This window comes from Phytopseudomonas daroniae, assembly GCF_004327275.1.
Lineage (GTDB): Bacteria > Pseudomonadota > Gammaproteobacteria > Pseudomonadales > Pseudomonadaceae > Aquipseudomonas > Aquipseudomonas daroniae.
On the sequence record NZ_QJUJ01000004.1, the window covers coordinates 112635 to 139345 of the forward strand.

Sequence of the window (26711 nt, forward strand, 5' to 3'; positions counted from 1 at the left end):
AAAGCAACGAAAAGCCGCATAATCAGACCTACTCAGTTGCATGAATCGAGCGAATCATGGACAGAATCACCGCAGCCCGCGTGTTCGTCGAAGTGGTGGATAGCGGCAGCCAGACCGCTGCCGCCGAACACCTGGATATCTCCCGAGCCATGGTCTCGCGCTACCTCGCCGCGCTGGAGGAATGGGTCGGTGCACGCCTGCTGCACCGCACCACGCGCAAGCTGAGCCTGACCCAGGTAGGCAGCGAGCTGCTGCCGCATTGCCGGGAAATGCTGCTCACGGCCGACCTCATGCGCAGTACGGGACTCAAGGCCAACGACGGGCCAAGCGGCAACCTGCGCATCACCACCAGCCAGTCCTTCGCGCAGACCTGGCTCAGCCCGATACTGGTCGAGTACCTGGCGCGCTATCCCAATACCTCGGTGGATGTGCTGGTCAGCAGCCAGGCGGTAAATCTCGTCGAAGAGCGTATCGACCTGGCTCTGCGCATCACCAATCAGCTGGAGCCCAACCAGGTCGCCCGCCATCTGGGAACCTGCCATTCGGTGGTCTGCGCGGCGCCAGGCTACCTGGATCGAGCCGGCACGCCGCAGCATCCGGACGAACTGAATACGCACAACTGCCTGACCTACAGCTACTTCGGGCGCAGCTTCTGGCAGTTCCAGGCAGCCGGGGAAACACTCGATGTGGCGGTCGCCGGCAACCTCAGCAGCAACGACACCGCAGTGCTTCTCGAGGCCGCAATGGTTGGCGGCGGTGTCTGCATGCAGCCGCTATATGCCGCCGCGCCGCTGATCGAAAGCGGCCGTCTGGTACGCCTGCTGCCGGACTGGCAACCCCAGGCACTGGGCATTCATGCCATCTATGCATCACGCCGACAGATGCTGCCGGCCCTGCGTACGCTGCTGGATTTTCTTGCCGAGCGGCTGGCTGCCGACCCGCTGTGGCAGGCACGCTGACGAGCGTGTGACCGGTCATAGGCTGATCTGCCTCAACATGTGCGACGGCATGACGCGTTAGGGTTTCCCCACCGTTCCTTGTGCAGGAAGCCGTCATGCCCACCCTGACCCGCTCCACCTCCGCCATCCGTGTGCCCTGGGGCCTGCTGCTGGCACTGCTCGCCTGCGTGGCGGTCATCCTCCTGCCCACCCAGGACGGCCTGCCGATCGCCGGGCAGCGCATGCTGGCGATCCTGGTCTTCGCGGTGATCGTATGGATCAGCGAATCGGTGAGCTACGAGGTCAGTGCGATCATGATCATGGCGCTGATGGCCTTCCTGCTCGGCAGTGCGCCGACCCTGGCCGATCCCGACCAGCTGATCGGCACCAAGGACGCCCTGGCCATGGGTCTGGCCGGCTTCGCCAATTCGGCCCTGGCGCTGGTGGCCTCGGCGCTGTTCATCGCCGCGGCCATGACCCACACCGGGCTGGACAAACGCATCGCCCTGCTGACCCTGTCCCGGGTCGGCGCCAGCACCCACCGGGTGCTGCTCGGCGCCATCGCGGTGACCATCCTGCTCAGTTTCATCGTGCCCAGCGCCACGGCGCGGGTGGCCTGCATGGTGCCGATCATGATGGGGGTGATCGCCGCCTTCGGCGTGGACAAGCGCTCAGCCTTTGCCGGCGGCATCATGATCCTGGTCGCCCAGGCCACCAGCATCTGGAACGTCGGCATCCAGACCTCGGCGGCGCAGAACCTGCTGACGGTGGGCTTCATGCAGCGCCTGCTCGGCGAATCGGTGAGCTGGACGGACTGGCTGATCGCCGGCGCGCCCTGGAGCCTGCTGATGTCGGCGATCCTCTACTGGGTGATCCTCAAGGTCATGCCGCCGGAAACGGATCGCATCGAAGGCGGCAAGGAGACGGTGCGCAAGGCGCTGGTCGAACTGGGCCCGATGAGCGGCAGCGAACGCCGCCTGATGGCCATCAGCCTGACCCTGCTGGCGTTCTGGGCCAGCGAAGGCAAGCTGCACAGTTTCGACACCGCCTCCACCACCATGGTCGGCCTGGCGCTGCTGATGCTGCCGGGCATCGGCGTGATGGGCTGGAAGGAAGCCCAGGCGCGCATCCCCTGGGGCACGGTGATCGTCTTCGGCGTCGGCATCAGCCTCGGCACCGCGGTGCTGGCCACCGGGGCCGGCACCTGGCTGGCCAGGCTGATGGTCACCCACCTGGGCATGGAAGGCATGTCGCCGTTCTGGGTATTCGCCGTGCTCGGCCTGTTCCTGATCCTCATCCACCTCGGCTTCGCCAGCGCCACGGCGCTGACCTCGGCCATGCTGCCGATCATCATCGCCCTGCTGATGCAGCTCGGCGGCGACATCAATCCCCTGGGCATCAGCATGCTGCTGGGCTTCGTCATGAGCTTCGGCTTCCTGCTGCCTATCAACGCGCCACAGAACATGGTGTGCATCGCCACCGAAACCTTCACCTCCAAGCAGTTTCTGCGCACCGGCATCTGGCTGACCCTGGGCGGCTACCTGCTGATGCTGGTGTTCGCGGCGACCTGGTGGCGCTGGCTGGGTTGGATCTGAGGGGCGCCCGGGCTGGCGCTGAAACACCTAGTGGATGGCGTCGCGCAGGAAGGCGGTCAGTGCCTGCCAGGTATCCTGCGCAGCATGCCTGGCGCTCCACACCAGGCCCACATCCATGGAGGGCACTTCATCGCTGAGCGGGCGCCGGGCGATGCGCTGCCCCTCCAGTGACCAGGGGCGGTAGACCAGGTCGGAAAGAATGGTGATGCCCTGCCCCGCGGCGACCAGGCTGCGTACCGCCTCGATCGAGCGGCTCTGCAGGCAGACCTGCGGTTTCAGCCCGTAGCTGCTCCAGTAGCGCTCCACCGTGGTCAGGTGTTCATCCATGTCCAGCAGCAGGTATTGCTGCGTGGCGACCTCGGCGAGGGATACGCGCTCCTGCTGGATCAGCGGATGCTCCGGGCTGGCCCAGAACTGGCGGGTGGAGCGCAGCAGGATCTCACTGTGCAGGTCGGGGTGGCCGGACAGGTTGCTGGCGAGCACCAGGGCGAAATCCAGGCGCCCCGCCAGCAGCGCTTCTTCTATCTGCTGACGTTCCTGCTCGACGCAGATCACTTGCAGGCGCGGGAATTTGCGCCTCAGGGCGGGCAGCAATCGCGGCATCAGGTAGGCGCTGACGGTCTCGGTCAGGCCGATCAGCACCCGCCCCTGTACCTCGAGCGGCACGGTGCGTACGTCGTCCACGGCCTCTTCGAGCGTATGGATGACGCGCTGCGCATTACGCAGGAAGCGCAAGCCCTCCGTGGTCAGGCGCACCCCACCCGCCTGGCGGGTGAACAGGGGTATGCCCAACCCCTTTTCCAGCCCCTGCAGTGAGGCAGTCATGGCCGATTGCGATACATGACAGCGCAGTGCGGCGCGGGACACCTGGCCGGTTTCGGCCAGCGCCACGAAATGCTGTAACTGCCGGAACGTAGGCTGCATCGATTTTCCCGATAATGCTATTTCCAAAATTTGAATTGGGAATATCGCATTCAAGTGCCTTAGATTCCAGCTCCATGTCCTTTGGTACTGCATGGGTTTCTTCCTTGGCGCTCAAACCGGGTTACTGCACGCTCTGCCGCTCCCGCTGCGGCACACTCAACCTGGTCGAGAACGATCGGCTGATCGCCGTGCAGCCCAATCCCGAGCACCCCACCGGGGCGTCCATGTGCCTCAAGGGCAAGGCGGCGCCCGAGCTGGTGGACAGCGCCGAACGCTTGCTGCACCCCATGCGCAGGACGCGCCCCAAAGGCGATGCCGATCCCGGTTGGGTACGTATTTCCTGGGACGAGGCGCTGGACGAGATCGCCGAGCGCATGGCCACCATCAAGGCACGACGCGGTGCCGAGGCCTTCGCCTTCAGCGTGACCACGCCCAGCGGCACGCCGCTGAGCGACAGTATCGACTGGATCGAGCGGCTGATCCGCCGCTATGGCAGCCCCAACACCAGCTATGCCACCGAGATCTGCAACTGGCACAAGGATGTGGCCCACGCCTTCACCTTCGGCTGCGGCATTCCCACGCCGGACTATCGACACGCCGGCCTGATCCTGCTGTGGGGCCACAACCCGACCAATACCTGGCTCGCCCAGGCTCAGGCGATTGCCGACGGCCGAGGCAATGGCGCCAGGCTGCTGGTGATCGATCCTCGTGAAACGGCCCTGGCCCGTGAAGCGGATGTCTGGCTGCGGGTCAAGCCGGGCGCCGATGCGGCGCTGGCCATGGGCCTGGCGAATCTGTTGATCGAATCCGGGCGCTTCGATCTGGGCTTCATCGAGCGCTGGTCGAACGCCGCCTTGCTGGTACGTGAAGACAATGGCCGCTTCCTGCGCGCCTGCGACCTGGATGCTTCGGCGGACGACGCGTTGGTCGCCTGGGATGAAGCGGCTGGCCGCCCCAGGGCAATGCCTCAGGTGACGGAGGATGCACCCGGCGTTCGCGTCGCCCTGCGTGGCCACTTCACCGTCATGACCGAGGTCGGCGCAGTCGCCTGCCGGCCGGCGTTCGACCTGTACCGCGAAGCCTGCGCAGCGTTCACGCCAGGCCTGACCGCCGAGCTGACCTGGATCGACGAAGACGACTTGCGGCGTGCCGCCGACCTGATCGCAGAGGCCAGTAGCGTGGCCTATCATGCCTGGTCAGGTGTCGGCCAACAGCGTAACGCCAGCCAGACGGAACGGGCCATCGCCTGCCTGTACGCGCTGACCGGCAGCTTCGACGCCCCTGGCGGCAATCGCCAGTTGGGCAAGGCCGCAGCGCGCGTGGTCAATGGCCTGGATCTGATCGACCCGGTGCAGCAGGCCAAGGCACTGGGACTTGCCCAGCGACCGCTGGGCCCGCCGGCGCAGGGCTGGATCATGGCGCGCGACCTGTATCGGGCGATCCTCGAGGGCATACCCTATCGGATCGAAGGTCTGCTGGCCTTCGGCAGCAACCCGCTGAGCTCCCAGGCCGACGCGGCCTTGGGCACCCAGGCGCTGCAGGCACTGGAGTTCTATGCCCACTGCGATCTGTTCATCAATCCCACTGCCCGCTACGCAGACATTCTGCTGCCGGTGAACACACCCTGGGAGCGAGAGGGTCTGCGTATCGGTTTCGAAATCTCCGAAGAGGCGCAGGAACATGTGCAGTTGCGCCAGCAGATGGTGCCCTCGCGGGGTGAAGCCCGATCCGACAACGATATCGTCTTCGCCCTGGCCAACCGTCTGGGCATGGCCGCCGACTTCTTTGGCGGCACGCTGGAGCAAGGCTGGAATGCGATGCTCGAGCCGCTGGGGCTCAGCGTCGGCCAGCTGCGCGAGAACCCCGAGGGTCTGCGCGTGCCGCTGCGGCACGAGTCGTTCAAATACCGCCGGGACGGCTTCGCCACGCCAACCAGGAGGGTGGAACTCTACTCCGAGCGTTTGCTGGAACATGGCTACCCACCGCTGCCGCAGGCGACGCCGCCAGCGGCTGAAGATCCACGCTTCCCCTTGCTGCTCAGTTCGGCGAAAAACGGCTACTTCTGCCACAGCCAGCATCGCAACCTGGCCAGCCTGCGCCGCAAGGCCCTCGCGCCGACCTTGACGATTGCCACGGCGCTGGCCCGGGAAAAAGGCATTGCCGAGGATGACTGGGTACGGGTCGCCACCGCCAGCGGCAGCGCACGCTTCCAGGCGCGAATCGACGACCGCCTGCATCCACGCGTGGTGATCGGCGAGTTCGGCTGGTGGCAGCGCAACCAGGCGCTGGGGCTCGATGAAACGCCGCTGCTCGGCGATGGCAACACGCATTACAACGGCCTGGCCACGGCCGAGCATGCCGACCCGCTGAGCGGTTCGGTGCCGCTGCGCGACCTGCTGTGCAACCTGCGTCGGGAAGCCCCGCCGCAAGTGCTGCCGGCACGCTGGAACGGCATGCGCGACTTCGTCGTCGCCGAGCGGCACGCCGAGGCCGAGGGCGTGACCAGCGTCCTGCTGCGCCCGGTCGACGGTGGCCTGCTACCGGATTACCGCCCTGGGCAGCACATCACCCTGTGCATTCACACCACAGCCCACGGCGAGCAGACCCGCGCCTATTCGCTGACCGGCCCGGCGGTCGACCCGCAAAGGCGCCTGTATCGCATAGCCGTACGCCATGCCCGGGGGCAGCATGCCGATGGCCTGCCCTGGTCAGGCAAGGTGTCGTCGCACATCAATCTGGCACTGGCCGTTGGTGATCGTGTGGAGGTGCAGGCACCCAGCGGTACCTTCCTGATCCCCGCCAAGTCGGATCGGCCGCTGGTGTTCTATGCCGGCGGGATCGGTATCACGCCTTTCATCAGCGCCCTGGAAAGCGCCGCCGAGCTGGGCTTCGGTGGCGATATCCTGCTGCTGTACGGCAATCGCAATGGCCCGGGGCATGCTTTCAGGCATCGTCTGCAGGCTCTTGCCCAACGCCTGCCGGGCTTGCGTGTGGTCGACGCGTACAGCTCGCCGCTCGCTGCAGAGCGCGCGGGAATCGACTATCAGGTGCTCGGCAACGTCACCCGCTGCATGGTGCCGGATGCGTTCTTCGCCAGGCGCGCCCTGCATTACCTGTGCGGCCCGCCGATCATGATGGACACCATCATCGGCGAGCTGGAAGCCGCCGGTGTGCCGAGATTCGACATATTCAATGAAGTGTTCCGCTCGCCGGCCGTGCTGCCGAGCGGCAACAGCCGTTTTGCCGTGACGTTCGCCCGAAGTGGGCAAACCCATGAATGGAATAACGAGGCCGGACCATTACTGACATTCGCCGAACGGCTGGGAATCCAGCTGCCGAGCGGATGCAGGGTCGGCCAATGCGAGAGCTGCGTGGTTCGCGTGCTGGAGGGCGAAGTCGTCCACCTGCACGGCAAGGATCCGGAAGATGCTCGCGTATGCCTGAGCTGTCAGGCGATACCTGCCACAACTCTGACGCTGGATGCCTAGAGGGTCGGGGCCTCGCACGAGGTCACCGAGCACCTGACACCGGCGTTATCGACAAGAAGGTTCATGTAGCCGGCACGCCCTGGTGCGCACCGCTTGCAGAACCAATGAAGCGTGCCCTGCATGGCGCATGGGCATCGCCTGAAAACTGAGGGGTAGGTCATGAGCGTGGATATCACAACAAGCGCACCAGCGGCGGATGATTCCGGGCGCCTGGAAAAGATTGCCGTCAGCGTCAGCAACTGGTCGGAGAAATGGTTTCCCGATGCCTATGTATTCGCGGCATTGGCAGTGATCGTCGTGGCTCTCGGGGCCTGGGCCATGGGGGCTCCGGCCGCGCAAGTGGCGCAGGGTTTCGGTGATGGCTTCTGGAGCCTGATTCCCTTCACCATGCAGATGGCCGTGGTGGCCATTTCCGGCTATATCGTCGCCGTCTCGCCGCCAGCGTCCAAGTTGATCGACGCCCTGGGGCGGATGCCGAAAACCGCGCGGGGCGCGGTGGTCATGATCGCCACGGTGAGCCTGGTATCGACGCTCTTCAACTGGGCCATCAGCCTGATCTTCAGCGGCCTGTTGGCCCGCGCCGTAGCCCGTCGCACGGATCTGCGCGTGGACTACCGGGCCATGGGCGCCGCGGCCTACATCGGCATGGGGGCCATCTGGGCGCTGGGCATCAGCTCGGCACCGGCACAACTGATGGCCAACCCGGCGAGCCTGCCCAGCGGCCTGCTGGAAATCACCGGTGTGCTGCCGTTCACGGAAACCATCTTTCTCTGGCAGTCGATCGTCATGACCCTGGCCTTGCTGCTGATCTCGATCCTGGTCTGCTATTACTCGGCGCCCACCGGTGAGCGCATCAAGACCGCTGAGGATCTCGGCGTGGATCTGCACGACTCGGATATCCAGGTGGAAAAGCCGAACCGACCGGGAGAATGGCTGGAGCATTCGCCACTGATAACCCTGGCCATCGTGGCCATCAGCGGCGTGTGGCTGTTCGGCGAGTTCACCGGCAAGGATCCCTTGCTGGCCATCTCCAGCCTCAATACTTACAACTTTCTGTTCCTCACCCTCGGCATGCTCTTGTGCTGGCGACCGATCCGTTTCATCAAGGCGTTCTACAAGGCCGTGCCTTCGGTGGGCGGCGTGCTGATCCAGTTCCCGCTCTACGGCGGCATCGCCTTCATGATGACCAAGGTGGCCAACGACCAGGGCGAAACGCTTTCGCACCTGCTGGCATCCGGTTTCGTCGCAGTGGCCACGCAGGAGAGTTTCTCGGTGGTCATGGGCATCTATTCCGCGGTGCTGGGATTCTTCATCCCCTCCGGCGGCGGCAAATGGCTGATCGAGGCGCCGTACGTGATGCAGGCGGCGAACGATCTGCAGGTTCACCTGGGTTGGGCCGTGCAGGTCTACAACGCCGCCGAAGCGCTGCCGAACCTGATCAACCCGTTCTGGATGCTGCCACTGCTGGGCGTACTCGGCCTCAAGGCGCGCGACATCGTCGGCTTCACCTTCACCCAACTGCTGGTGCACGCCCCGCTGGTGCTGTTCCTGCTCTGGGTCTTCGCCGGCACCCTGACCTACGTTCCCCCCGTGATGCCGGGCTCCTGACGGCCGCGCCCCGTACAGACGAGCTGTACGGGGCATGAACTCACGCACCCTTTCATCGACATCAGGCTTTACGGATATGCACATCTATACCGCGCAGCAAACCGCTGAACTCCTGCCATTCGACGCGCTGGTCGACGCCCTGCGAACGGCCGCGACCGAGTATGCCGACGGTCTGATCACCAGCCCCGAGCGCATGGTCGTACCCCTCGGCACAGACGGCGTCATGCTCAGCATGCCGGCAGTCGCTGCCGATATCGCCATCCACAAGCTGGTCAACGTGCAACCTGGCAACACGGCGCGGGGCTTGCCCACCATCCATGGCCAGGTCGCCGCCTTCGACAGCGCGACCGGGCAACCCCTGTTCACCCTGGACGGGCCGGTCGTGACGGGCCGGCGCACCGCCGCGGTTTCGCTGCTGGGTATCGAGACCTTGCTGCCGACGGTGCCGAAGTCGATTCTCATCATCGGCACCGGCACCCAGGCCGTGCATCACGTGCAGGCGTTACAGGCGCTGTATCCCTTGGCAAGCATCTGGATTCGCTCCAGGAGCGAAGCCAGGGCGCAGGCATTCTGCGCCCGGTACGGCAGGGCCCCGGCCAACCTTGCGGTTTGTCCGGCGCAGGCGATTCCCGAAGCGGTCGACGTGGTCATAACCGTAACCACCAGCCGCACGCCAGTCTATGACGAGGCGGCGCTGGCCGGGCGCCTGGTGGTGGCTGTCGGTGCCTTCACGCCCGATCTGGTCGAGATCGGCGGGAAAACCATCGGCCAGAGCCAGCTGTTCGCCGACGATCTGGCTGGCGCCAGGCATGAAGCGGGAGATTTCATCCAGGCCGGCGTCGACTGGAATGAGGTGCGCCCCCTGGTCGCCGCGTTGCCGTCATGGCCACGAACGGATCGGCCGATCCTGCTCAAGACGGTCGGCTGCGCCGCCTGGGATCTGGCCGCTTGCCGTACCGCGCGCAGGATGATGGCCGGCTGAGAAGTCGCAGCGCCCAAGGTAAATGTTTCTTTACAAAGGAGCATTCGCCCGCCGTTGCAGCCTAAGCTTGCGTACCCGGCCGCCTGAACCAACCGGCCGGGGCCTCTTCATCCGCACCGCAAGGATCACACCATGCCAGTCAGAACCTCCTCGATCATCACCCTCGGCCTGCTCGCGACACTCGCTGCCGGGATGCTGCAGGCGGCGCCGCAGGGTGCCAGGCAGGATCAGCCCGGCGGCAATTCGCAGCAGCACGTCGGCGGCAACCAGATCCAGGCGCCCGGTGGTGCCGGCAACGGTCAGCGTCAGACAGGCGGCGGCCAGTCAACGCCTGGCAAGCAACAGGCGCAGCAGAATCGTGGCCAGCCGCCGCAGGATTTCAGTTCGGTGCACCAGGCGTTCCACGAGCGGCGCGAGCAGATCGGCCGTGGGCCGGCGCTGCCGCCCGATGTGCGCATCGTCAAAGGCCAGCCCCTGCCCAAAGGCTACGGCAAGCGCCTGGACAGCCGCGCGCTGCAGGGCCTGCCCCATTACGAAGGCTACGAGTGGCGGCGCGTGGGCAGCGACATGGTGCTGGTGGCGCTTACCACCGGCATCGTCTACACCATTCTCAGCGGCGTGCTGAACTGAGCCTGGGCCCGGCGGACGTCCTCGTCCGCCACCTCGCCAGCAGGGTCGCCCCGATCCTGCGACCGACCAACGCCTGCATTTGACGCGGCGCACCGGGCAGCGCAACGATGCGCTGCCGTCAGGTGCTCGAATCTTACCCCTACTGGGCGGCCTGCAACTGGCGTTGCGAAGCACGCTGCTGTTTGTAGGCGAGAGCGGCGGGCGCGACCGGCGTGACCTTGCCGGTTTCCACCCACTTGCGCAGGCGGCTGGCGTCGGCCATGTGGGTGTACTTGCCGAAGGCGTCGAGCACCACGAAGGCCACGGGCTTGCCGGCCATGGTGGTGCGCATCACCAGGCAGTGCCCGGCGCGGTTGGTGAAGCCGGTCTTGGTCAGTTGCACGTCCCAGTCGGCTTTGCGGGTCAGCGCGTTGGTGTTGCGAAAACCCAGGGTGTAGTTGGGCTTGTGGAAAGCCACGGTCTTTTCCGGGGTCGAGCTGAGCTCTCCGATCAGCGGATATTTGCGCGTCGCCTTGAGCAGCTTCACCAGGTCGTTGGCGCTGGAGACGTTGTGCTCGGATAGACCGGTAGGTTCGACATAGCGGGTCTGGGTCATACCGAGGGCGCGAGCCTTGGCGTTCATCGCCGCGACGAAAGCAGTGACGCCACCCGGATAATGATGGGCAAGGCTGGAGGCAGCGCGGTTCTCGGACGACATCAGGGTCAGCAGCAGCATCTCGCGGCGGCTGATCTCGCTGCCCAGTCGCACGCGCGAATACACGCCCCGCATGTCGTGCACATCCCGGATGATCACCGGCAGTTGCTCGGTCAGCGGCAGCTTGGCGTCGAGGGTGACCATGGCGGTCATCAGCTTGGTCACCGAAGCGATCGGCACCACCATGTCGGAATTACTGGAATACAGCACCTTGTCGGTGCTCAGGTCGACCAGCAGAGCACTACCGGAGGCGAGTTCCTGCTTGGCGGGGGCGGCAGCTTTGGCGGCCAGAGGCGAGACGATGAACAGGCAGGCCAGAGCGACGCTGGCGAAGGGGCGACGAATATTCACGATGGCATTCACTAAGCAAGAGATGGCTGAAGAGGCGATCCATGCCGGTGGAAGAACGTCATCCGTGGCCCTACTCAAAATAAATAGGGGTTGGAAAACAGCTGATTGCGTATGCAATTGAAGGTGCGATGTTAGCACCCGTCAAGGCGGGTTCCCATTCTCCGATAAATGGATCAACCGGCGATAGACCGCCGACGCCCCAGGCGATTCAGCCACAGCGAGGCGAGAATGATCGCGCCACCCAGCGCCAGCCGGGGAATATCGGCGTCGCGATTCCAGATCAGCAGGTTCACCAACAAGCCGGCAGGCACGTGTAGCTCGTTGAGCACCGCCAGGGTGCCGGCATCCACCTTGACGCTGCCCTTGACCCACCAGAACAGCCCCAGCGCCGTGGCGAACAGACCCATCCACAAGAGGATGCCCCATTGCAGCGCGGTTTGCGGCAGCTTGTCCGGGTTGCCGAAGAGCAGGAACGACGGCAACACCAGCAGCATGGCACCCAGGAAGAAGTGGCCGAAAAAGCGATGCAGCGGCTGCTCGGTCGGGTAGCGCAGCAGCAACTGGCGGCATAGCACCTGGCCGGCCGCGAAAGTGAGATTGGCCAGTTGCAGAAGCAGGAAGCCGATCAGGTATTCACCTTCCAGACGCTCGAAGCGGATCACCACGCCGCCGCCCACCGCGACCAGTGCGGCGACCAGCGACCAGGGGCTGAAGCGGCGCGCCAGGGCGTCATCGAGCAGGGTTACGTAGATCGGCGTGAGCACGGTGAACAGCAGCACCTCCGGCACCGTCAACACCTGGAAACTGCGGTACAGACACAGGTAGGTGACCCCGAACTGCAGCGCCCCAGCCAACCAGAAGCCAGCCAGTAAACGCCGCGGTAGCCCACGCCAGAGGGTGAACGGCAGGAACACCAGTGCCGCCACCGCCACCCGCGCCAGCACGGCGAAATCGCTGTCGACCCGGCCCGCCAGGTATTCGCCGATCAGGCTGAAGGAAAACGCCCAGAGGACGGTGACGGCGAGCAGGTAGGGCATGGCGCGGGCTCTCGGAAAATCAGGCGCGGATCATACCGTGCCAGAGCCCCTGCGTCAGAGGCGCTCATAGCTCGAAGGTCAGCGGCCCACCTTCCGACAGACCCGACAGATCCAAAGGCCGCACCGCGCCCATCCACAGGGCACGGTCGCGGTGGTCGATCAGGTCATTGCCGGTAATCGGATGGATAAAGACCACCAGCTCGCCGCGATTGAGCATCAGCCAGGGAATCACCTCGCCGAACAGTTCGGCGCGAAAGGCCAGCTGGCAACTCCAGTCCGGGTGCGGCCCCACCGCCTTCTGGTGCATGCGTCCCATCTTCACGGCAAAGCGTGCCGCAGCCGATTCGCACAGCGCACGCGCCTGTTCGAGGCTGCTGGCATCGAAGTACACATGGGCGTGGTAGCCGCGGATGCGGATATCGGTCATATGGCGATTCCCTGTGGATTGATCGCGCCCTGCAGAGGCGGCAGCGTCTCGCGCAACAGTTCGTCACGCAGCCAGTCGACGAAGTTCTGCACCAGCCGTACCCGCCGTTTGCGTTCGGGCAGCACCACGTAATAGCCGAATTCGGAGGTTGCGGTGCGGCCGTCGATACGGCGGAGCAGACCCTGGGCCAGCAGCTCGTCGACCAGATGGCGCCAGCCGATGGCCACGCCCTGGCCAGCGATGGCGGCCTGGATCAGCAGGGTGTAGTTGTCGAAGCGCAGGCTGCCGGGGCTGGGCGTTTCGGCGATACCCAAGGCGCGGAACAGGCCGCTCCAGTCGAACCAGCGCGAGCGGCTTTCCGGGCGCAGGTGCAGCAGCGGCAAACGCGCCAGCAGCTGATTGGCCGTGGCGCTCTGGCCATTGAGCAACTGCGGGCTGCACACCGCAAACACCTCCTCCTTGAACAGCAGGTGCACCTGGCCGTTCTTCAAGCGCCCGTCGCCGAAGGAGATGGCGACATCGATCTCCGCAGGTAGGCTGGTCATGTCGCGCTCGCTGGTGACCAGGCTGACATCGACCTCCGGATACAACTGATGAAAACGCTGCAGCCGTGGCATCAGCCAATAGGCGGCGAAGGCGAAGTCGGTGGCCACCTGCAACACCTCGTGCTGCTGCCGGCCGACCACCGCTTCCAGGCCGGCATCCAGGGCTGCCAAACCCTCCTGCACCGGGCCCAGCAGGGTTTCGCCGGCTTCGGTCAGCACGATTCCTCGGTACACGCGGTCGAACAGGCGGGTCGCCAACTGTTCTTCCAGGCGCTTGATCTGCTGGCTGATGGCCGGCTGGCTGCTACCGAGCTCCGCTGCCGCAGCCGTGAAGCTCAGCTGGCGTGCTGCGGACTCGAATACCCGCAGCACGTCCAGAGAGACTCCATCGAGCGTCTTAAGCATAAGCTGTGCTTATCCTAGTCATGTACCTGATCCGGGTTTACCCATGCCTGGCGAGGCCGGATGATCGAAATAGCACTCTCGCATAAAACAACTATATGGAATACCAACCGCCATGAAACGCCCGAACATCCTTTTCATCATGGCCGATCAGATGGCCGCGCCACTGTTGCCGCTGCACGATCCGGCTTCGCCGATCAAGGTGCCGAACCTGCAGCGCCTGGCCGCCGAGGGCGTGCTGTTCGATTCCGCCTACTGCAATAGCCCGCTATGCGCACCGTCGCGCTTCACCCTGGTCAGCGGCCAGTTGCCCAGCCAGATCGGCGCTTACGACAACGCTGCCGACTTCCCAGCCGACGTGCCGACCTACGCTCACTATCTGCGCCGCCTCGGCTACCGCACGGCGCTGTCCGGCAAGATGCACTTCTGTGGCCCCGATCAGTTGCACGGTTACGAAGAGCGCCTGACCAGCGACATCTACCCCGCCGACTATGGCTGGGCGGTGAACTGGGACGAGCCGGAGGTGCGCGCCAGCTGGTACCACAACATGTCTTCGGTGCTGCAGGCCGGCCCTTGCGTGCGTACCAACCAGCTCGACTTCGACGAAGAGGTGGTGTTCAAGGCTCAGCAGTACCTCTTCGATCACGTGCGAGTGACGCCGGATCAACCGTTCTGCCTGACCGTGTCGATGACCCACCCGCACGACCCGTACACCATCCCTGAGGAATACTGGGACCGCTACAGCGATGACGACATCGCCCTGCCCCGTCAGGTGATCGACCAGGCCGAGCAGGATCCTCATTCCCAGCGTCTGCTCAAGGTCATCGACCTGTGGGACAAGCCGCTGCCCGAGCACAAGATCCGCGACGCGCGGCGCGCCTACTTCGGCGCCTGCAGCTACATCGACGACAACATCGGCAAGCTGCTCAAGACCCTCAAGGACTGCAAACTGGCCGACGACACCATCATCGTGTTCTCCGGCGATCACGGCGACATGCTTGGCGAGCGCGGCCTCTGGTACAAAATGCACTGGTTCGAGATGGCCGCCCGGGTACCGCTGCTGGTTCACGCTCCAGCGCGCTTCGCGGCGCACCGGGTCAGCCAGTCGGTGTCCACCGTTGACCTGTTGCCGACCCTGGTGGAGCTGGCCGGCGGCCAGGTCGAGCCTGGCTTGGCGCTCGACGGCCGCTCGCTGCTGCCGCACCTGCAGGGCACTGGCGGCCACGATGAAGTGCTCGGCGAATACATGGCCGAAGGCACCACCAGCCCGCTAATGATGATTCGCCGCGGCGAGTGGAAATTCATCTACTCCGAAGAAGACCCGTTGCTGCTGTTCAACGTGGCGAACGATCCTCTGGAGCGCGAGAACCTGGCCCAGTCGTGGGATCATCGCAAGCAGGTCGAGTCCTTCCTCGAGGAGGCGCGCGGCCGTTGGGACATTCCCGCCATCCACCAGGCGACCCTGGCCAGCCAGCGCCGCCGCCGCCTGGTCGCCGAAGCCCTGACCAAAGGCGCGCTGAAAAGCTGGGATCACCAGCCGATCGTCGACGCCAGCGAGCAGTACATGCGCAACCACATCGACCTCGACGATCTGGAGCGCCGCGCTCGCTTCCCCCAACCGTGATGCAGCGCGCCGGGTGACCCAGCGGAAAACCGTGGGAACCCGGCACGCTGGCCTGCGTCGCATAGCCTGCCACTCTAAAAACCAACATAAGGAAATAGGCATGAAGACATTCAAGACGGCTGTCACCGGAAGCCTGTTCATGGCCGCCGCCCTCACCTCCCAAGCCCACGCCGAAGACGCCAGCTGTGCCACGGTGAAGCTCGGCGATCCAGGCTGGAGCGACATCGCCGTGACGAACGGCATCGCCAGCCTGGTACTCGAAGGGCTGGGCTACAAAGTGCAGACCCAGACCCTCGGCGTGCCGATCATCTTCGCCGGCCTGCAGAAAGGTCAGGTCGACGTGTTCCTCGGCAACTGGATGCCCGCGCAGCAGGCCAACTACGACAAGTTCGTCGCCAACGGCAAGGTCGACAAGGTTGCCGAAAACCTCAGCGGCACCGAGTACACCCTGGCCGTGCCGACCTACGCTTATGACGCCGGGGTGAAGACCTTCGCCGATCTGGAAAAGCACGCCGACAAGTTCGGCAGCAAGATCTACGGCATCGCGTCCGGCGCACCGGCCAACGAGTCGATCAAGGAAATCATCGCCGCCAATGAATTCGGTCTCAAGGACTGGACGCTGGTCGAGTCCAGCGAACAGGCCATGCTGGTGCAGGTCGGCCGTGCGGTGCGACGTGACGAGTTCGTCGCCTTCCTCGGCTGGACGCCACACCCGATGAACGTGCAGTACGACATGAAGTACCTCAAGGGCGGCGAGAAGTACTTTGGCGAGAGCGGCAGCGTCAACACCCTCGCTCGCAAAGGCTACGCGGCGCAGTGCCCGAACGTGGGCAAACTGCTGAGCAACCTGACGTTCACCCAGGAGATGGAGAACGCCATCATGGACAAGGTGCTGAGCAAGCAGGCCAGCAACGACCAGGCCGTGAAGGACTGGCTCAAGGCCAACCCCGACGTGATCGACGGCTGGCTGCAGGGCGTCACCACCCGCGATGGCGGCGATGCACTTGCGGCGGTGAAGGCCAAGCTGTAGGGCAGTTAAAAGGCGAAAGCGGACGGTGAGCAGAGCTTTTGTGGGAGAGGCTTTAGCCTCGATTTTGCCTAGCTAGGCGTAAAGAGCTCGCGGCTAAAGCCCCTCCTACAAAAAGAAAGCTCTGCATCCACCGGCCGCTTTCGCCTTTCCAACGTCATACACACGATGCACTTGGACACTCCGGGAAAACATGACTAAAGCCTCTGTTACTCTGCTTGCCACCTGATCACCCGCCGCCGAGCGAACGCATGCGCTTACCCAGCCGTTACAGCCTGTTGCCCTTCCTGCTCTGGTGGCCGAGTGTCACTCGGCGCACCCTGGGTACGGATCTGCTGGTCGGGCTGAGCGGTGCCATTCTGGCCCTGCCACAATCAATCGCCTACGCACTGATCGCCGGGCTGCCCGCCGAGTACGGGCTGTATGCGGCCATCGTGCCGGTAATCATCGCCTGCCTGTGGGGCTCGTCGTGGCACTTGATTGGCGGGCCGACGGCGGCCATTTCCATCGTCCTGTTCACCAGCGTCAGCCCCATGGCCAGGCCCGGTAGCGAGGAGTTCGTCGCGCTGGTTCTGGTGCTGACCTTTCTCGCCGGGCTGTTCCAGTGGCTGCTGGGGCTGCTGCGCTTCGGCAATCTGGTCAACTTCGTCTCGCCCTCGGTAGTACTTGGCTTCACCCTCGGCGCCGCCGTGGTGATCGCCCTCGGTCAGCTACCCAACCTGCTGGGCCTGCAGGTCGACAGCCAGCGCACCGCGGTGGCGACCCTGCTCAATCTCTTCCAGCACCTCGACCAGGCCGACTGGCACGCCGTGCTAGTAGCAATTTTCACCTTGACGGTAAGCCTGCTGTGCCATCGTCTGTGGCCACGCTTGCCGGCGCTGCTGATCGGCGTGGTCGCCGGTAGCCTGCTGGTCGCCGCGCTGCCAGGGTTCTTCGCCAGCATCACCCTGGTCAACGCCTTCGAAGGCACGCTGCCACCGCTCACCACCCTGCACGTCGAGGTCAACAGCCTGCTGCAACTGCTGCCCGCCGCCATCGCCTGCGGCATGCTCGGCCTGGTCACCAGCCTGTCCATCGCCCGCTCCCTGGCAAGCAAGTCCCAGCAGGTACTGGACGCCAATCAGGAAGTGCGTGCCCAGGGCCTTTCCAACCTGATCGGCCCCTGGTTCTCCGGCTCGTTGTCGGCGGGCTCTTTCACTCGCTCGGCGCTGAATCTGCAAGCGGGCGCTACCTCCCCCATGGCCGGAGTGTTCTCCGCCTTGCTGGTGGCCGCTTTCGCGCTGCTCTGTGCGGGGTTGATCGCGCATATCGCCCTACCCAGCATGGCCGCGGCCATCCTGCTGATCTGCTGGGGGCTGGTGGATGTCGCCGGCGTACGCGCGTTGCTGCGGGTCAGCCGCGCGGAGTTCGTGGTGATGCTGCTGACCCTGCTGGCCACCCTGGTGCTGGAGCTGCAAACGGCGATCTATGCCGGCGTGCTGGCTTCGCTGTTCTTCTACCTCAAGCGCACCTCGCAGCCGCGCTTCAAATACACCCGCGACGGCGACGACGAATTGCTGCGCCTGGAAGGCTCGATCTTCTTCGGCGCCTGCCACTACGTGCAGCAGGTGCTGCAACTCAGCCGTGGCGAGCGGGTAGTGGTCGATGCCCGGCATATCAACTTCATTGATTACGCCGGCGTGGAAATGCTCCATCTGGAAGCGCGCCGCCTGCAGGCGCAGAACCGCCAACTGGTTCTGCGCCACGCCCGCCCCCACGTGATCGAAGAAATCCACAAACTCGAAGGCCCCACCTGCCCCGTGCAGTTCGAGGATTGAGCCTCCCGCCCGGTAGCCTGGCGTCGAGCACAGCGATACCCAGGGAACTATGTCAGCCTAAGACCGTGCCCGGCAATGCCACTCCACCCTGCAGGAGCGGCGGGGGCGCCTAGCCTTGCCGGCGATCTCCCGCCAACAGCATCGCCAGCAAGCTGGCTCCTACAAAGACCTGTTCTTCCTGGAATTTGCGCGCCCGCCATAGCGACGAAAATAACGCCACACCAACACCAGCGCCGCCAACCCCAGAGCCCCCGCGCCTATGAACAAGCCGCCATAGCCCAGCGCCTTGGCCAGCACGCCGCTGGCCGCGCCGACGAAGCCGCCGAGCAGGATCTGCGTCGAGGCCTGCAGGGTGAAATCCGCGCCCTCGTGGCCGCTGCGGCACTGGCGCATCATCGCGGCGAACAATGCCACGGTGGACAGACCATCCGCCGCCTGCTCGAACAGCGTCAGCGCGTATACCAGCGATACGTCGCCACCGCGGCTCACCAGCAGCGCCAGCGCGGCAAGACTCAGCGCCTGCAGCGCACCGAAGATCAGCAGCGCGCGCAACACACCCAGGCGCGCATAAAGCAGACCGCCAAGCAACGCACCACCAATCCCGACCAGACTGCTGATCAACGTCAGTTGCCCCAGCTCGGCGTTGCTCCAGCCCTGATCCACCAGCATCGGTTTGATCATCGGCGAACCCAGGGCATCACCCAGCTTGAACGTCAGCACTACCGCCAGCCACAAGCCCATGCCCGGCAGCGCCAGCAGCCCGCGGTAATGGCGCAGCAACAGGCCAGGGCCCACCGGCTCGGTAGAGGCGGCCTGAGGTGGCAAGTGGCGCGTCTCGGCAAAGCGCCAGATCGGCAACAGCGTCAGCGCCAACAACAGAGTCAGCCAGAGCAAAGACAGGTTCCAGCCGAAGCGGTCGATCACCAGCAGCAGGCCACTGCCGCTGACGATCATCCCCACCTTGTAGCCACCCACCTGCAGACTGTTGCCAAGCCCGCGCCAGCGCTCCGACAACAGGCGTACGGTCAGGCCATCGGTGGCGATATCCTGGGTCGCGGCGGCCAGGTTGACCAACACCAGCAGACCAAGCAGAAGTGGTAGATGGGCACCGAACAAGGCATCGGGCGAGAGCATCGCCAGCGCCAGGAGAATCAGCAGCACGCCGCCCTGCAACGGCAGAATCCAGCCACGGTGGTGGCCCAGGCGCCGCGACGACAAACGATCCACCCAGGGCGCCCACAGCACCTTGAGCAACCAGGGCAACGCCAGCAACTTGAGCAGGCCGATCAGCGCCAGATCCACGCCGTGCTGACGCATCAGCACCGGCAATGCATGGGCGATCAACCCCGACGGCAGGCCCTGGGCACAATACAGCGACGCCAGCAACACCAGAGTGGCACCCGCAGGGCGGCGCAAATCGGAAGGCGTGGACGACATGGGTGAATCCGCAGGAGATGAACGGCGCAGCATAGCGCAGGCTTGAAAGCGGCAGCAGGCATGTCATGATCCGGTAACAACTCGATACCCGAAACCCGCGACCTAGACGAACGCCAGCGCTCCGTTCCGGTCTACTCGCCTATCACCCTTTCGCGCCCCTCTGCTGCCTTCAGCGAAGCAGACAGTGGCGTCGCGTTTTCGAGCAGTGCGGAGTTCCATGGCCACATCACTTATCCACACCCTGCGCCGCCGCTGGTTCAGCCTGAGCCTGCTGCTGTGCCTGGCCGTCGGCCTGCCGGTCGGTTGCGCCAAACTTGAAGAAAAGGAACGCGAACTGGTGTTCCGCATCGAGCCCGGCACCGCCAGCTGGTTCAGCGGCCTGCCCGTCGGCGTGGAGGAAATGACCCTCAGCGCACCGACGTTCGGCGATACCCAGAACATCCACGCCTGGTGGTGGCCAGCACGCAAGGCAGACGCACCGACGCTGCTGTACCTGCACGGCTCGCGCTGGAACCTGACCGGCCAGTTGTTCCGCATCGAACAACTGCATGCCATGGGCTTCTCGGTACTGGCCATCGACTACCGCGGCTTCGGCGAAAGCCTCGGCGAGCTGCCCTCCGAGCGCACCATTTACGAAGACGCCGAGATTGCCTGGCAGCGCCTCACCGAACTGCAACCGGATCCGGCCAAGCGTTTCGTCTACGGCCATTCCCTGGGCGGCGCCGTGGCGGTCAACCTGACCGAATCCCTGGGTCGCAACCGCCACACACCGCCGCTGGCCGGGCTGATCATCGAGTCGACCTTCACCAACCTGGCCGACGCCGCCACCGAAGTGGCCGCCGAATACACATCGCTGCCGGTGCGCTGGCTGCTGTCGCAGAAATTCGATTCACTGAGCAAGATCGGTGATATCAAGGTGCCGGTGCTGATCGCCCATGGCACCGGCGACCGCTATGTCCCAGCCCGTTTCAGCGAAAGCCTCTACCAGGCCGCCAGTGAGCCCAAGCGCCTGCTGCTGATCAACGGCGGCAACCACAACAACAGCATGCGCACCGGCAGCGGCGAGTACCGCGAAGCGATCCGCACGCTGTTCACGCCAAAGGCCGTGAGCCGCGGGTAGCCAGTTTCTGAACTGGTGAGGCCCGCTACCCGTTTGCGCCACATACAAAAACGCCCGATATGCAGAATGTCGGGCGTTTTTGTTTAGGCAACAGACGTCGCTTACATACCGGCCGCTTTCAATAGCGGGTTACCGTTCGAACCAGCACCGCCATTGATCTTGTAAACATCCAGCAGCTTACCGACCTTGCTCCACTCGAAGACGGTCGACTCATTCTTGTTCGGTGCGCCAGGCAGCGCGCTGATCAAGCTGTAATCGTACTTCCAGATTTCCTTGCCGCTCAGCCCAGGCTTCGCTGCGCTGAAGTAAAACAGTCACAAAGTCGCATTATGGTGGCCGGAGTCGTTTTCCAGCCTGTAAGGGTACAAGCCATGCTGCGTTCCGTTACCTGCTCCCGCCTGCTCTACGCTCTGCTCTTGCCGGTGTTGGGCACTGCTCATGCTGCCGATCTGTCCTCTCGCTACACCGACACCAACGGCGATATGGTCGCCGATGCGCCGACGGATGAAGGCAAGTGGATTGATCCCGCCACACTGATCTTCGCGTACACACCCGTGGAAGACCCAGCCGTGTATGCCAAGGTGTGGGACGGTTTTTTGCAGCATATGGAAAAGGTGACAGGCAAGAAGGTTAAGTTCTTCCCGGTTCAATCCAACGCCGCCCAGCTCGAGGCCATGCGCGCCGGCCGGCTGCACATTGCCGGCTTCAACACCGGCTCAGTCCCGCTGGCAGTCAACTGCGCCGGCTTCGTGCCCTTCACCATGATGGCTGACAAGCAGGGCAACTACGGCTACCAGATGGAAATCATCACCCATACCGGCAGCGGTATCGATGACGTACCAGGCTTGCGCGGTCACACCCTGGCATTCACCTCGCCCACCTCGAACTCCGGGTTCAAGGCGCCTTCGGCGCTGCTCAAATCCGAGTTCAATCTCGAGGCGGACAAGGACTTCAAAACGGCCTTCTCCGGCAAGCACGACAACTCGATCATGGGCGTGGTGAACCGCGATTACGACGCCGCCGCCATCGCCAACTCGGTGCTCGCACAGATGCAGGCCCGTGGCATGGTCAGGCCTGAGCAGTACAAGGTGCTGTACACCTCGCAGACCTTCCCCACCACCGGCTATGGCTACGTCTACAACCTCAAGCCAGAACTGGCCGCCAAGATTCAGGAAGGTTTCAAGACGTTCGAATGGGAAGGCTCGGATCTGCAGGCGGAATTCAAGAGCTCCGATGGTGAGCAGTTCATCCCGATCACCTTTAAACAGCACTGGGAAGTGGTGCGCAAGATCGACCAAGCCATGGACGTGAGTTACCAGTGCGACAAGTGATCAGCGCTGACGAAAGCAAGGAAGGGCCAGGCATGCCCCTTCTCGAGATCAATGGCTTGGGCAAACGCTACGCCAGTGGCGACCAGGCGCTCGCGGATGTGCGTCTGGTGTTGCCCAAGGGCCAGGTCATGGCACTGATCGGCCCATCCGGCGCGGGCAAGAGCACGCTGATTCGCTGCATCAACCGCCTGGTGGAACCGACCGAAGGCGAGGTGCTTCTCAGTGGTCTGTCGTTGACCAAACTGCGCTCCGGCGCGCTACGCAAAGCGCGTCGGCGGATGGGCATGATTTTCCAGGATCATGCCCTGGTCGATCGGCTGACCGTCATGGAGAACGTGCTGTCGGGAAGGCTGGGCTATGTGGGCTTTTGGCGCAGCGTCTGGCGCCGCTATCCCCAGGCCGATGTGCAGGAAGCCTTCCGCTTGCTCGACCGGGTCGGCTTGGCCCAGGCGCTCGACAAACGTGCCGATGCATTATCCGGTGGCCAGCGACAACGGGTCGGCATCGCTCGCGCCCTGCTGCAGAACCCCGACTTGATGCTGATCGACGAGCCCACCGCCAGCCTCGACCCGAAGACCTCACGGCAGATCATGCGGCTGATCCGTGAGCTATGCGACGAGCGTGGCCTAACGGCGATCATCAATATCCATGACGTCGATCTGGCTCGCCGCTTTTCGGACAGAATCGTCGGACTGCATGCCGGACGCATCGTCTTCGACGGCTCGCCTGACGCACTCGATGCCCCCACCCTGACCCGCATCTACGGTGAGGAAGACTGGGAATCCAATACTGAAAAAGCGGCTCAGGAAGATGAACCGGCAGCCGAAACGCGCGAACTTCATAAGGCTCGCTCGGGCTGGGCAGAGGTCGTCAGCTGATGGCCGTTGACGTATCTGCAAACGACCGTCTGGCCCGAGCACGTGCCGGACATTGGCAGCCACCCTCGCTGTTGCCAGGTATGGGCCAGCGCTACCTGGTCGTCGGTGGCCTGCTGCTTTATCTCGTGCTCGCTGGCACCAGCATCAACCTGGACTGGAATCGCATTGCCGAAGGCTGGTCGCGCGGGCTGGCCTTTGCGTCCGGGTTCGCTCACCCGGACTTCACCAGCCGTGGCGGCGATATTCTCGAAGGCCTGCTGGAAAGCCTGGCCATGACATTGGTTGCCACGGTGCTGGGTATCGCCCTGTCTATTCCGGTCGGCCTCGGCGCCGCACGCAACCTGTCGCCGCTGCCGGTCTACCTGTTCTGCAGGGGGCTGATCATGGTTTCGCGCACCTTTCAGGAAGTGATCATCGCCATCCTGTTTGTCGTGATGTTTGGCTTCGGCCCGCTGGCTGGCGTCGCCACGCTCGCCTTCGCCACCATTGGTTTCATCGCCAAACTACTGGCTGAAGCGATCGAAGACATCAATGCGCGCCCATTAGAGGCCATTCGTGCAACGGGCGGCAGCTGGTTACAGGTCATGAATCATGCCGTGCAGCCACAGATCATGCCTCGGCTGATCGGTCTCTCGCTGTACCGCCTCGACATCAACTTCCGCGAGTCGGCCATCATCGGCATCGTTGGCGCTGGCGGTATCGGGGCGACGCTCGGTACCGCCATGGATCGCTACGAATACAACACGGCTGCGGCCGTGCTGCTGATCATCATCGCCATCGTACTCGCCACAGAGTATTTCTCCGGGCACGTACGTCGCTGGCTCCAGTAAGGCTTTTTGTCATGCCCGTGATCCATGCCGCAACGGCACAGCCGCAATGGCGACGTCGCACCACCGCTCAACAGTGGAGCTACTGGCTTGCCTGGTTCGCCGGCGCACTGCTGTTTGTCTGGTGCGCTCGCTTCATCTCCGAAAACACCCTGTGGGAGTTCGTCCAGGATGCCGGTAGCCAGGGCGCCTCCCTGCTGGCGCGCATGGTGCCGCCGCGCTGGGACTACACACCTGCCCTGCTGCAGCCCCTCTGGGACACGCTCAACATCGCCACACTGGGCACCGCGCTCGGCGTACTGATGGCCTTTCCGCTGGCCTTTCTCGCCGCACGCAACACCACACCTTCACCGATCATCCGCAGCGCCGCGTTGCTGATCATCGTCTCGTCACGGTCGATCAACTCGCTGATCTGGGCGATGCTGTTAGTGGCGATGCTCGGCCCCGGCGTACTCGCCGGGATCATCGCCATCGCCCTGCGTTCGGTCGGGTTCGTCGGCAAGCTGCTCTACGAAGCGATCGAGGAAATCAGCACCTCACCAGTAGAGGCCATTGGTGCAACCGGCGCGGGGCGTTTGCAGGTGCTGCAATTCGGCGTAGTCCCGCAGATCATGCCGGCCTTTGTAGGCACCTCGCTGTATCGCTGGGACATCAACATCCGGGAGTCGACAGTGCTGGGCTTGGTGGGCGCGGGCGGCATCGGGCTGCAGCTCGACGCCGCCATCAATAACCTCGCCTGGGATCGGGTGAGCATCATCTTCATCCTGATCTTCGCCACCGTAATTTTTTCTGAATGGGCCTCGGCCCGGCTGCGTCAGAGGCTGACATAAGCCTAATACCCGGTAGGTATTTGCGCATGACAGCGCCATCGCCTGGCTGCTGCAACGCTCGCCGAACATCCTGCTGATTCCGGGCACCTCGAAGGTTACGCACTTGCAGCAGAACCTGGCGGCGGCGACCGTGAAACTGCCGGCCGATGCCGTGTCACGACTGGATGGGCTGACGGAAAAAGGCTGATCGATCCAGGTCGCGAACGGTGGAAAAAGGAAAACTGATTCATTGTTTGACTGCACCTGCAGCCGCAAAATAAATCTGTCCCTTTCTCTCTCAGTCAGCTCAATGCAGCGGCGAAAAGCGCGCCGGCAGGTACGCGGTGGAATGCATGGTTCTGAGCTGCGGCCCCGAGTTTTCCGGTGGCCAGACGCCGTCGGCCACCGCGCGGGTGCGCACGTCGAGACGCTGCTCCAGGCTGGCGTAGGGCCAGATGTGCAGGTAGCGCGGTAGCGCTCCCGAGGTGGCGTAGAAGGCCGCGTACACCGATGAATAGTTCGTGCCGGTACGTGGCCCCACGGCTTTCTGCCAACCATCGAGGGTCGGTTGCAGGCCGGAGGGAATCAGGTCGTACTCGCGCAATTCATAGAAGGGCCCGTGGGCACCGGGGGCGAGTGGTTCGAGGAAGGGGAACAGGCTGTAGTCGTCGGCCTGCATGTCGAGCAGCAATTCGCCGATACCGAAGGCATCGGCAGCCAGCAGATAGCGCTCACGCTCGGCCTGACGCAACTGTTCGCTGGCAAAGCCGCGCAGCAGGACGATGCGGTTCTGCGGGCCGATCTCCGAGAGCCAGCAGCCCATCAGTTGCACACCCGCCAGGCTATCGGCCAGGGCAGTTTCGATGCGGGCCAACGCGGCAGCAGGGGTGCGCACCCGCACGGTGAAGGTGATCAGTTCATACAAGCGCATGTGCTACTCCAGTCGATAGGTCGAGCCGCGCGGTGGCGGGCCTCATGTTGAAGGTCAGCCACTCGGCCGAGAGATCGTCTATGTCGGGGCAGCCCATCAGGTTGAGGGTGCGGCGCAGTTCTTCAGCGAACAGATCGAGAGCACGGCCCGCCCCGACTTCTCCGGCCACTGCCACGCCATACAGGCTGGCCCGCCCGAGCAGTACGGCATCGGCGCCAAGGGCCAGCGCCTTGACGATGTCGCTGCCGCGGCGGATGCCGCCATCGAGCAGCAACGCCAGGCGACCGCGCGCCAACGGCGCGATCAGGCGCAGGGCATCGAGGCTACTCACCGCCCCGTCGAGTTGGCGACCGCCATGATTGCTGATCACCAAACCGTCCAGCCCCAGGGCGATGGCTCGTTCGGCATCGGCTGGATGCAGCACGCCCTTGAGCAGCAATTGCCCGGCCCACTGGTCACGTAAACGGGCCAGGGCGTCCCAGTCGAGCAGGGTGTCCATCTGCTCGCCGATAAATTGCATCGAGCCCAGGGCGGTACGCTCGCCCTCGGGCAGGTAAGGGTCGAGGTTGCCCATCGACGGCAGGCCATGGGGCCACATCACCTGGCGCAACCAGCGCGGGTGGCGCAGTACCTCCAGTTTGTTGGCCAGGCTGAGCTGGCGTGGTCGCACGAAGTTGCGCCTGTCCCACTCGCGATTGCCCAGCACCATGGCATCGCTGGTGAGCAGCAGGGTGCTGACACCGGCACGCTGGGCACGGGCCAGCAGGTCAGCCTGGATGGCCGCGTCGCGCATGGCATAGAGCTGGAACCACAGGTCGACGCCTGGCACCTGGCGGACGATCTGTTCCAACGCCGCATTGGCTACGGTGCTCAGGCAGAACGGCACGCCACGGGCGGTGGCGGCGCGCGCCAGATGGATATCGGCATCGCGGTGCAGCATGCCGTTATAGCCGGTGGGGCCGATCAGTAACGGTAACGCGGCAGGCTTGCCGAACAGCGCACGGTCTGTTTTCGCTGCATGGCAAGGCACCAGCGCGCGTTGCTGCAAACCGACCTCGGCATAAGCCTGGCGGTTGCGCTGCAGGGTCAATTCATCCTCGGCGCCACCGGCCAGGTATTCCCAGGCGAAATGAGGCAGACGCCGACGCGCCAGTGCTGCCAGTTCGGCAATGCTGTGGACGCGACGCAGATCGCTGCCGCGGTAGTAACGACGCATATCTCGATCCTCGGCGATACCCGCGGTATCGCCCCGATGTAAAAAGCCCGGGGGGAGCGCCCCGGGAGAAGGA

The 26711-nt window shown here is 64.2% G+C and carries 24 protein-coding genes; 15 read left to right on the plus strand and 9 right to left on the minus strand.

Features of this window, described 5'->3' with window-relative positions; translation table 11 throughout:
• Positions 1-56: 56 nt before the first annotated feature.
• Positions 57-959, plus strand: coding sequence for a LysR family transcriptional regulator (locus DNK10_RS11360; RefSeq protein WP_131181413.1), 903 nt, complete (start codon positions 57-59; stop codon positions 957-959).
• 95 nt (positions 960-1054) lie between these two features.
• Positions 1055-2533, plus strand: coding sequence for a DASS family sodium-coupled anion symporter (locus tag DNK10_RS11365; RefSeq protein WP_131191628.1), 1479 nt, complete (start codon positions 1055-1057; stop codon positions 2531-2533).
• A 27-nt stretch (positions 2534-2560) separates the two neighbouring features.
• Here the strand turns inward: DNK10_RS11365 and DNK10_RS11370 are convergent, their stop codons facing one another.
• The gene (locus tag DNK10_RS11370; RefSeq protein WP_131181411.1) at positions 2561-3457 is read right to left on the minus strand and encodes a LysR family transcriptional regulator; all 897 of its coding nucleotides are present in this window, start codon (positions 3455-3457) and stop codon (positions 2561-2563) included.
• A 74-nt stretch (positions 3458-3531) separates the two neighbouring features.
• On the opposite strand from DNK10_RS11370, the gene DNK10_RS11375 reads away from it, so the two are divergent.
• The 4 genes from DNK10_RS11375 (at position 3532) to DNK10_RS11390 (ending at position 10165) form a co-directional block, all read left to right on the plus strand.
• Positions 3532-6945, plus strand: a complete 3414-nt coding sequence (locus tag DNK10_RS11375) for a molybdopterin-dependent oxidoreductase (RefSeq protein ID WP_131191629.1) — start codon at positions 3532-3534, stop codon at positions 6943-6945.
• Between the two features lie 159 nt (positions 6946-7104).
• A complete protein-coding gene (locus DNK10_RS11380; RefSeq protein ID WP_131181409.1) occupies positions 7105-8553 on the plus strand; it encodes a short-chain fatty acid transporter in 1449 nt (482 codons plus the stop codon).
• 76 nt (positions 8554-8629) lie between these two features.
• Positions 8630-9535: a bifunctional Delta(1)-pyrroline-2-carboxylate/Delta(1)-piperideine-2-carboxylate reductase gene (lhpI, locus tag DNK10_RS11385; RefSeq protein WP_244216240.1), complete on the plus strand. Its 906-nt coding sequence runs from the start codon at positions 8630-8632 to the stop codon at positions 9533-9535.
• A 132-nt stretch (positions 9536-9667) separates the two neighbouring features.
• The gene (locus DNK10_RS11390) at positions 9668-10165 is read left to right on the plus strand and encodes an anti-virulence regulator CigR family protein (protein WP_131191631.1); all 498 of its coding nucleotides are present in this window, start codon (positions 9668-9670) and stop codon (positions 10163-10165) included.
• Positions 10166-10304: 139 nt separating this feature from the next.
• Here DNK10_RS11390 and pbpG read toward each other — a convergent pair whose 3' ends face one another.
• From pbpG to DNK10_RS11410, 4 genes are all read right to left on the minus strand, one after another.
• Positions 10305-11210 carry a D-alanyl-D-alanine endopeptidase gene (pbpG, locus tag DNK10_RS11395; RefSeq protein WP_131191632.1) on the minus strand — a complete coding sequence of 302 codons (906 nt, stop codon included), beginning with the start codon at positions 11208-11210 and terminating at the stop codon, positions 10305-10307.
• Positions 11211-11383: 173 nt separating this feature from the next.
• Positions 11384-12247 (minus strand): carboxylate/amino acid/amine transporter, encoded by an 864-nt coding sequence (locus DNK10_RS11400; protein ID WP_131181405.1) that lies wholly within the window; start codon positions 12245-12247, stop codon positions 11384-11386.
• 64 nt (positions 12248-12311) lie between these two features.
• Positions 12312-12674, minus strand: coding sequence for a DOPA 4,5-dioxygenase family protein (locus DNK10_RS11405; protein WP_131191633.1), 363 nt, complete (start codon positions 12672-12674; stop codon positions 12312-12314).
• Positions 12671-13624 carry a choline sulfate utilization transcriptional regulator gene (locus DNK10_RS11410; RefSeq protein WP_131191634.1) on the minus strand — a complete coding sequence of 318 codons (954 nt, stop codon included), beginning with the start codon at positions 13622-13624 and terminating at the stop codon, positions 12671-12673. The genes DNK10_RS11405 and DNK10_RS11410 overlap by 4 nt, the downstream gene beginning before the upstream one ends.
• A gap of 112 nt (positions 13625-13736) precedes the next feature.
• Here DNK10_RS11410 and betC point away from each other — a divergent pair, with 112 nt between their 5' ends.
• The 3 genes from betC to DNK10_RS11425 all read left to right on the plus strand — a co-directional run bounded on the left by betC (position 13737) and on the right by DNK10_RS11425 (position 18089).
• Positions 13737-15245 (plus strand): choline-sulfatase, encoded by a 1509-nt coding sequence (gene betC, locus DNK10_RS11415; protein ID WP_131191635.1) that lies wholly within the window; start codon positions 13737-13739, stop codon positions 15243-15245.
• A 139-nt stretch (positions 15246-15384) separates the two neighbouring features.
• Entirely contained in the window at positions 15385-16275 is an 891-nt protein-coding gene (gene choX / locus DNK10_RS11420) for a choline ABC transporter substrate-binding protein (RefSeq protein WP_131191903.1), read from the plus strand.
• Between the two features lie 248 nt (positions 16276-16523).
• Positions 16524-18089 carry a SulP family inorganic anion transporter gene (locus DNK10_RS11425; RefSeq protein WP_131191636.1) on the plus strand — a complete coding sequence of 522 codons (1566 nt, stop codon included), beginning with the start codon at positions 16524-16526 and terminating at the stop codon, positions 18087-18089.
• Between the two features lie 159 nt (positions 18090-18248).
• Here DNK10_RS11425 and DNK10_RS11430 read toward each other — a convergent pair whose 3' ends face one another.
• On the minus strand, positions 18249-19526 hold the full coding sequence (locus DNK10_RS11430) for an MFS transporter (protein ID WP_131191637.1): 1278 nt from the start codon (positions 19524-19526) through the stop codon (positions 18249-18251).
• Positions 19527-19743: 217 nt separating this feature from the next.
• Between DNK10_RS11430 and DNK10_RS11435 the strand changes: the two genes are divergently transcribed.
• Positions 19744-20646: an alpha/beta hydrolase gene (locus DNK10_RS11435; protein ID WP_131191638.1), complete on the plus strand. Its 903-nt coding sequence runs from the start codon at positions 19744-19746 to the stop codon at positions 20644-20646.
• Positions 20647-20747: 101 nt separating this feature from the next.
• Here the strand turns inward: DNK10_RS11435 and DNK10_RS11440 are convergent, their stop codons facing one another.
• A complete protein-coding gene (locus DNK10_RS11440) occupies positions 20748-20894 on the minus strand; it encodes a hypothetical protein (RefSeq protein ID WP_207390001.1) in 147 nt (48 codons plus the stop codon).
• 123 nt (positions 20895-21017) lie between these two features.
• On the opposite strand from DNK10_RS11440, the gene phnD reads away from it, so the two are divergent.
• From phnD to DNK10_RS11465, 5 genes are all read left to right on the plus strand, one after another.
• The gene (phnD, locus tag DNK10_RS11445) at positions 21018-21977 is read left to right on the plus strand and encodes a phosphate/phosphite/phosphonate ABC transporter substrate-binding protein (RefSeq protein WP_131191639.1); all 960 of its coding nucleotides are present in this window, start codon (positions 21018-21020) and stop codon (positions 21975-21977) included.
• Between the two features lie 32 nt (positions 21978-22009).
• Positions 22010-22855, plus strand: coding sequence for a phosphonate ABC transporter ATP-binding protein (gene phnC, locus DNK10_RS11450; protein ID WP_131181397.1), 846 nt, complete (start codon positions 22010-22012; stop codon positions 22853-22855).
• Positions 22855-23685, plus strand: coding sequence for a phosphonate ABC transporter, permease protein PhnE (gene phnE / locus DNK10_RS11455; protein ID WP_131181396.1), 831 nt, complete (start codon positions 22855-22857; stop codon positions 23683-23685). Before phnC ends, phnE (DNK10_RS11455) begins: the two co-directional genes overlap by 1 nt.
• Before the next feature lie 11 nt (positions 23686-23696).
• Positions 23697-24512: a phosphonate ABC transporter, permease protein PhnE gene (gene phnE, locus DNK10_RS11460; RefSeq protein WP_131181395.1), complete on the plus strand. Its 816-nt coding sequence runs from the start codon at positions 23697-23699 to the stop codon at positions 24510-24512.
• Between the two features lie 76 nt (positions 24513-24588).
• Positions 24589-24699, plus strand: a complete 111-nt coding sequence (locus tag DNK10_RS11465) for a hypothetical protein (RefSeq protein WP_244216254.1) — start codon at positions 24589-24591, stop codon at positions 24697-24699.
• Positions 24700-24798: 99 nt separating this feature from the next.
• Here DNK10_RS11465 and DNK10_RS11470 read toward each other — a convergent pair whose 3' ends face one another.
• Together DNK10_RS11470 and DNK10_RS11475 are read right to left on the minus strand one after the other, a co-directional pair.
• A complete protein-coding gene (locus tag DNK10_RS11470; RefSeq protein ID WP_131191640.1) occupies positions 24799-25422 on the minus strand; it encodes an NIPSNAP family protein in 624 nt (207 codons plus the stop codon).
• A complete protein-coding gene (locus DNK10_RS11475) occupies positions 25409-26638 on the minus strand; it encodes an alpha-hydroxy acid oxidase (protein WP_131191641.1) in 1230 nt (409 codons plus the stop codon). Before DNK10_RS11475 ends, DNK10_RS11470 begins: the two co-directional genes overlap by 14 nt.
• Positions 26639-26711: the final 73 nt, after the last annotated feature.

Coding starts and splice junctions, on each gene's coding strand:
- DNK10_RS11360 (WP_131181413.1), top strand. CDS start 57: ATGGACAGAATCACCGCAGCCCGCGTGTTCGTCGAAGTGGTGGATAGC.
- DNK10_RS11365 (WP_131191628.1), top strand. CDS start 1,055: ATGCCCACCCTGACCCGCTCCACCTCCGCCATCCGTGTGCCCTGGGGC.
- DNK10_RS11370 (WP_131181411.1), bottom strand. CDS start 3,457: ATGCAGCCTACGTTCCGGCAGTTACAGCATTTCGTGGCGCTGGCCGAA.
- DNK10_RS11375 (WP_131191629.1), top strand. CDS start 3,532: ATGTCCTTTGGTACTGCATGGGTTTCTTCCTTGGCGCTCAAACCGGGT.
- DNK10_RS11380 (WP_131181409.1), top strand. CDS start 7,105: ATGAGCGTGGATATCACAACAAGCGCACCAGCGGCGGATGATTCCGGG.
- lhpI (WP_244216240.1), top strand. CDS start 8,630: ATGCACATCTATACCGCGCAGCAAACCGCTGAACTCCTGCCATTCGAC.
- DNK10_RS11390 (WP_131191631.1), top strand. CDS start 9,668: ATGCCAGTCAGAACCTCCTCGATCATCACCCTCGGCCTGCTCGCGACA.
- DNK10_RS11400 (WP_131181405.1), bottom strand. CDS start 12,247: ATGCCCTACCTGCTCGCCGTCACCGTCCTCTGGGCGTTTTCCTTCAGC.
- DNK10_RS11405 (WP_131191633.1), bottom strand. CDS start 12,674: ATGACCGATATCCGCATCCGCGGCTACCACGCCCATGTGTACTTCGAT.
- DNK10_RS11410 (WP_131191634.1), bottom strand. CDS start 13,624: ATGCTTAAGACGCTCGATGGAGTCTCTCTGGACGTGCTGCGGGTATTC.
- betC (WP_131191635.1), top strand. CDS start 13,737: ATGAAACGCCCGAACATCCTTTTCATCATGGCCGATCAGATGGCCGCG.
- choX (WP_131191903.1), top strand. CDS start 15,385: ATGGCCGCCGCCCTCACCTCCCAAGCCCACGCCGAAGACGCCAGCTGT.
- DNK10_RS11425 (WP_131191636.1), top strand. CDS start 16,524: ATGCGCTTACCCAGCCGTTACAGCCTGTTGCCCTTCCTGCTCTGGTGG.
- DNK10_RS11430 (WP_131191637.1), bottom strand. CDS start 19,526: ATGTCGTCCACGCCTTCCGATTTGCGCCGCCCTGCGGGTGCCACTCTG.
- DNK10_RS11435 (WP_131191638.1), top strand. CDS start 19,744: ATGGCCACATCACTTATCCACACCCTGCGCCGCCGCTGGTTCAGCCTG.
- phnD (WP_131191639.1), top strand. CDS start 21,018: ATGCTGCGTTCCGTTACCTGCTCCCGCCTGCTCTACGCTCTGCTCTTG.
- phnC (WP_131181397.1), top strand. CDS start 22,010: ATGCCCCTTCTCGAGATCAATGGCTTGGGCAAACGCTACGCCAGTGGC.
- phnE (WP_131181396.1), top strand. CDS start 22,855: ATGGCCGTTGACGTATCTGCAAACGACCGTCTGGCCCGAGCACGTGCC.
- phnE (WP_131181395.1), top strand. CDS start 23,697: ATGCCCGTGATCCATGCCGCAACGGCACAGCCGCAATGGCGACGTCGC.
- DNK10_RS11470 (WP_131191640.1), bottom strand. CDS start 25,422: ATGCGCTTGTATGAACTGATCACCTTCACCGTGCGGGTGCGCACCCCT.
- DNK10_RS11475 (WP_131191641.1), bottom strand. CDS start 26,638: ATGCGTCGTTACTACCGCGGCAGCGATCTGCGTCGCGTCCACAGCATT.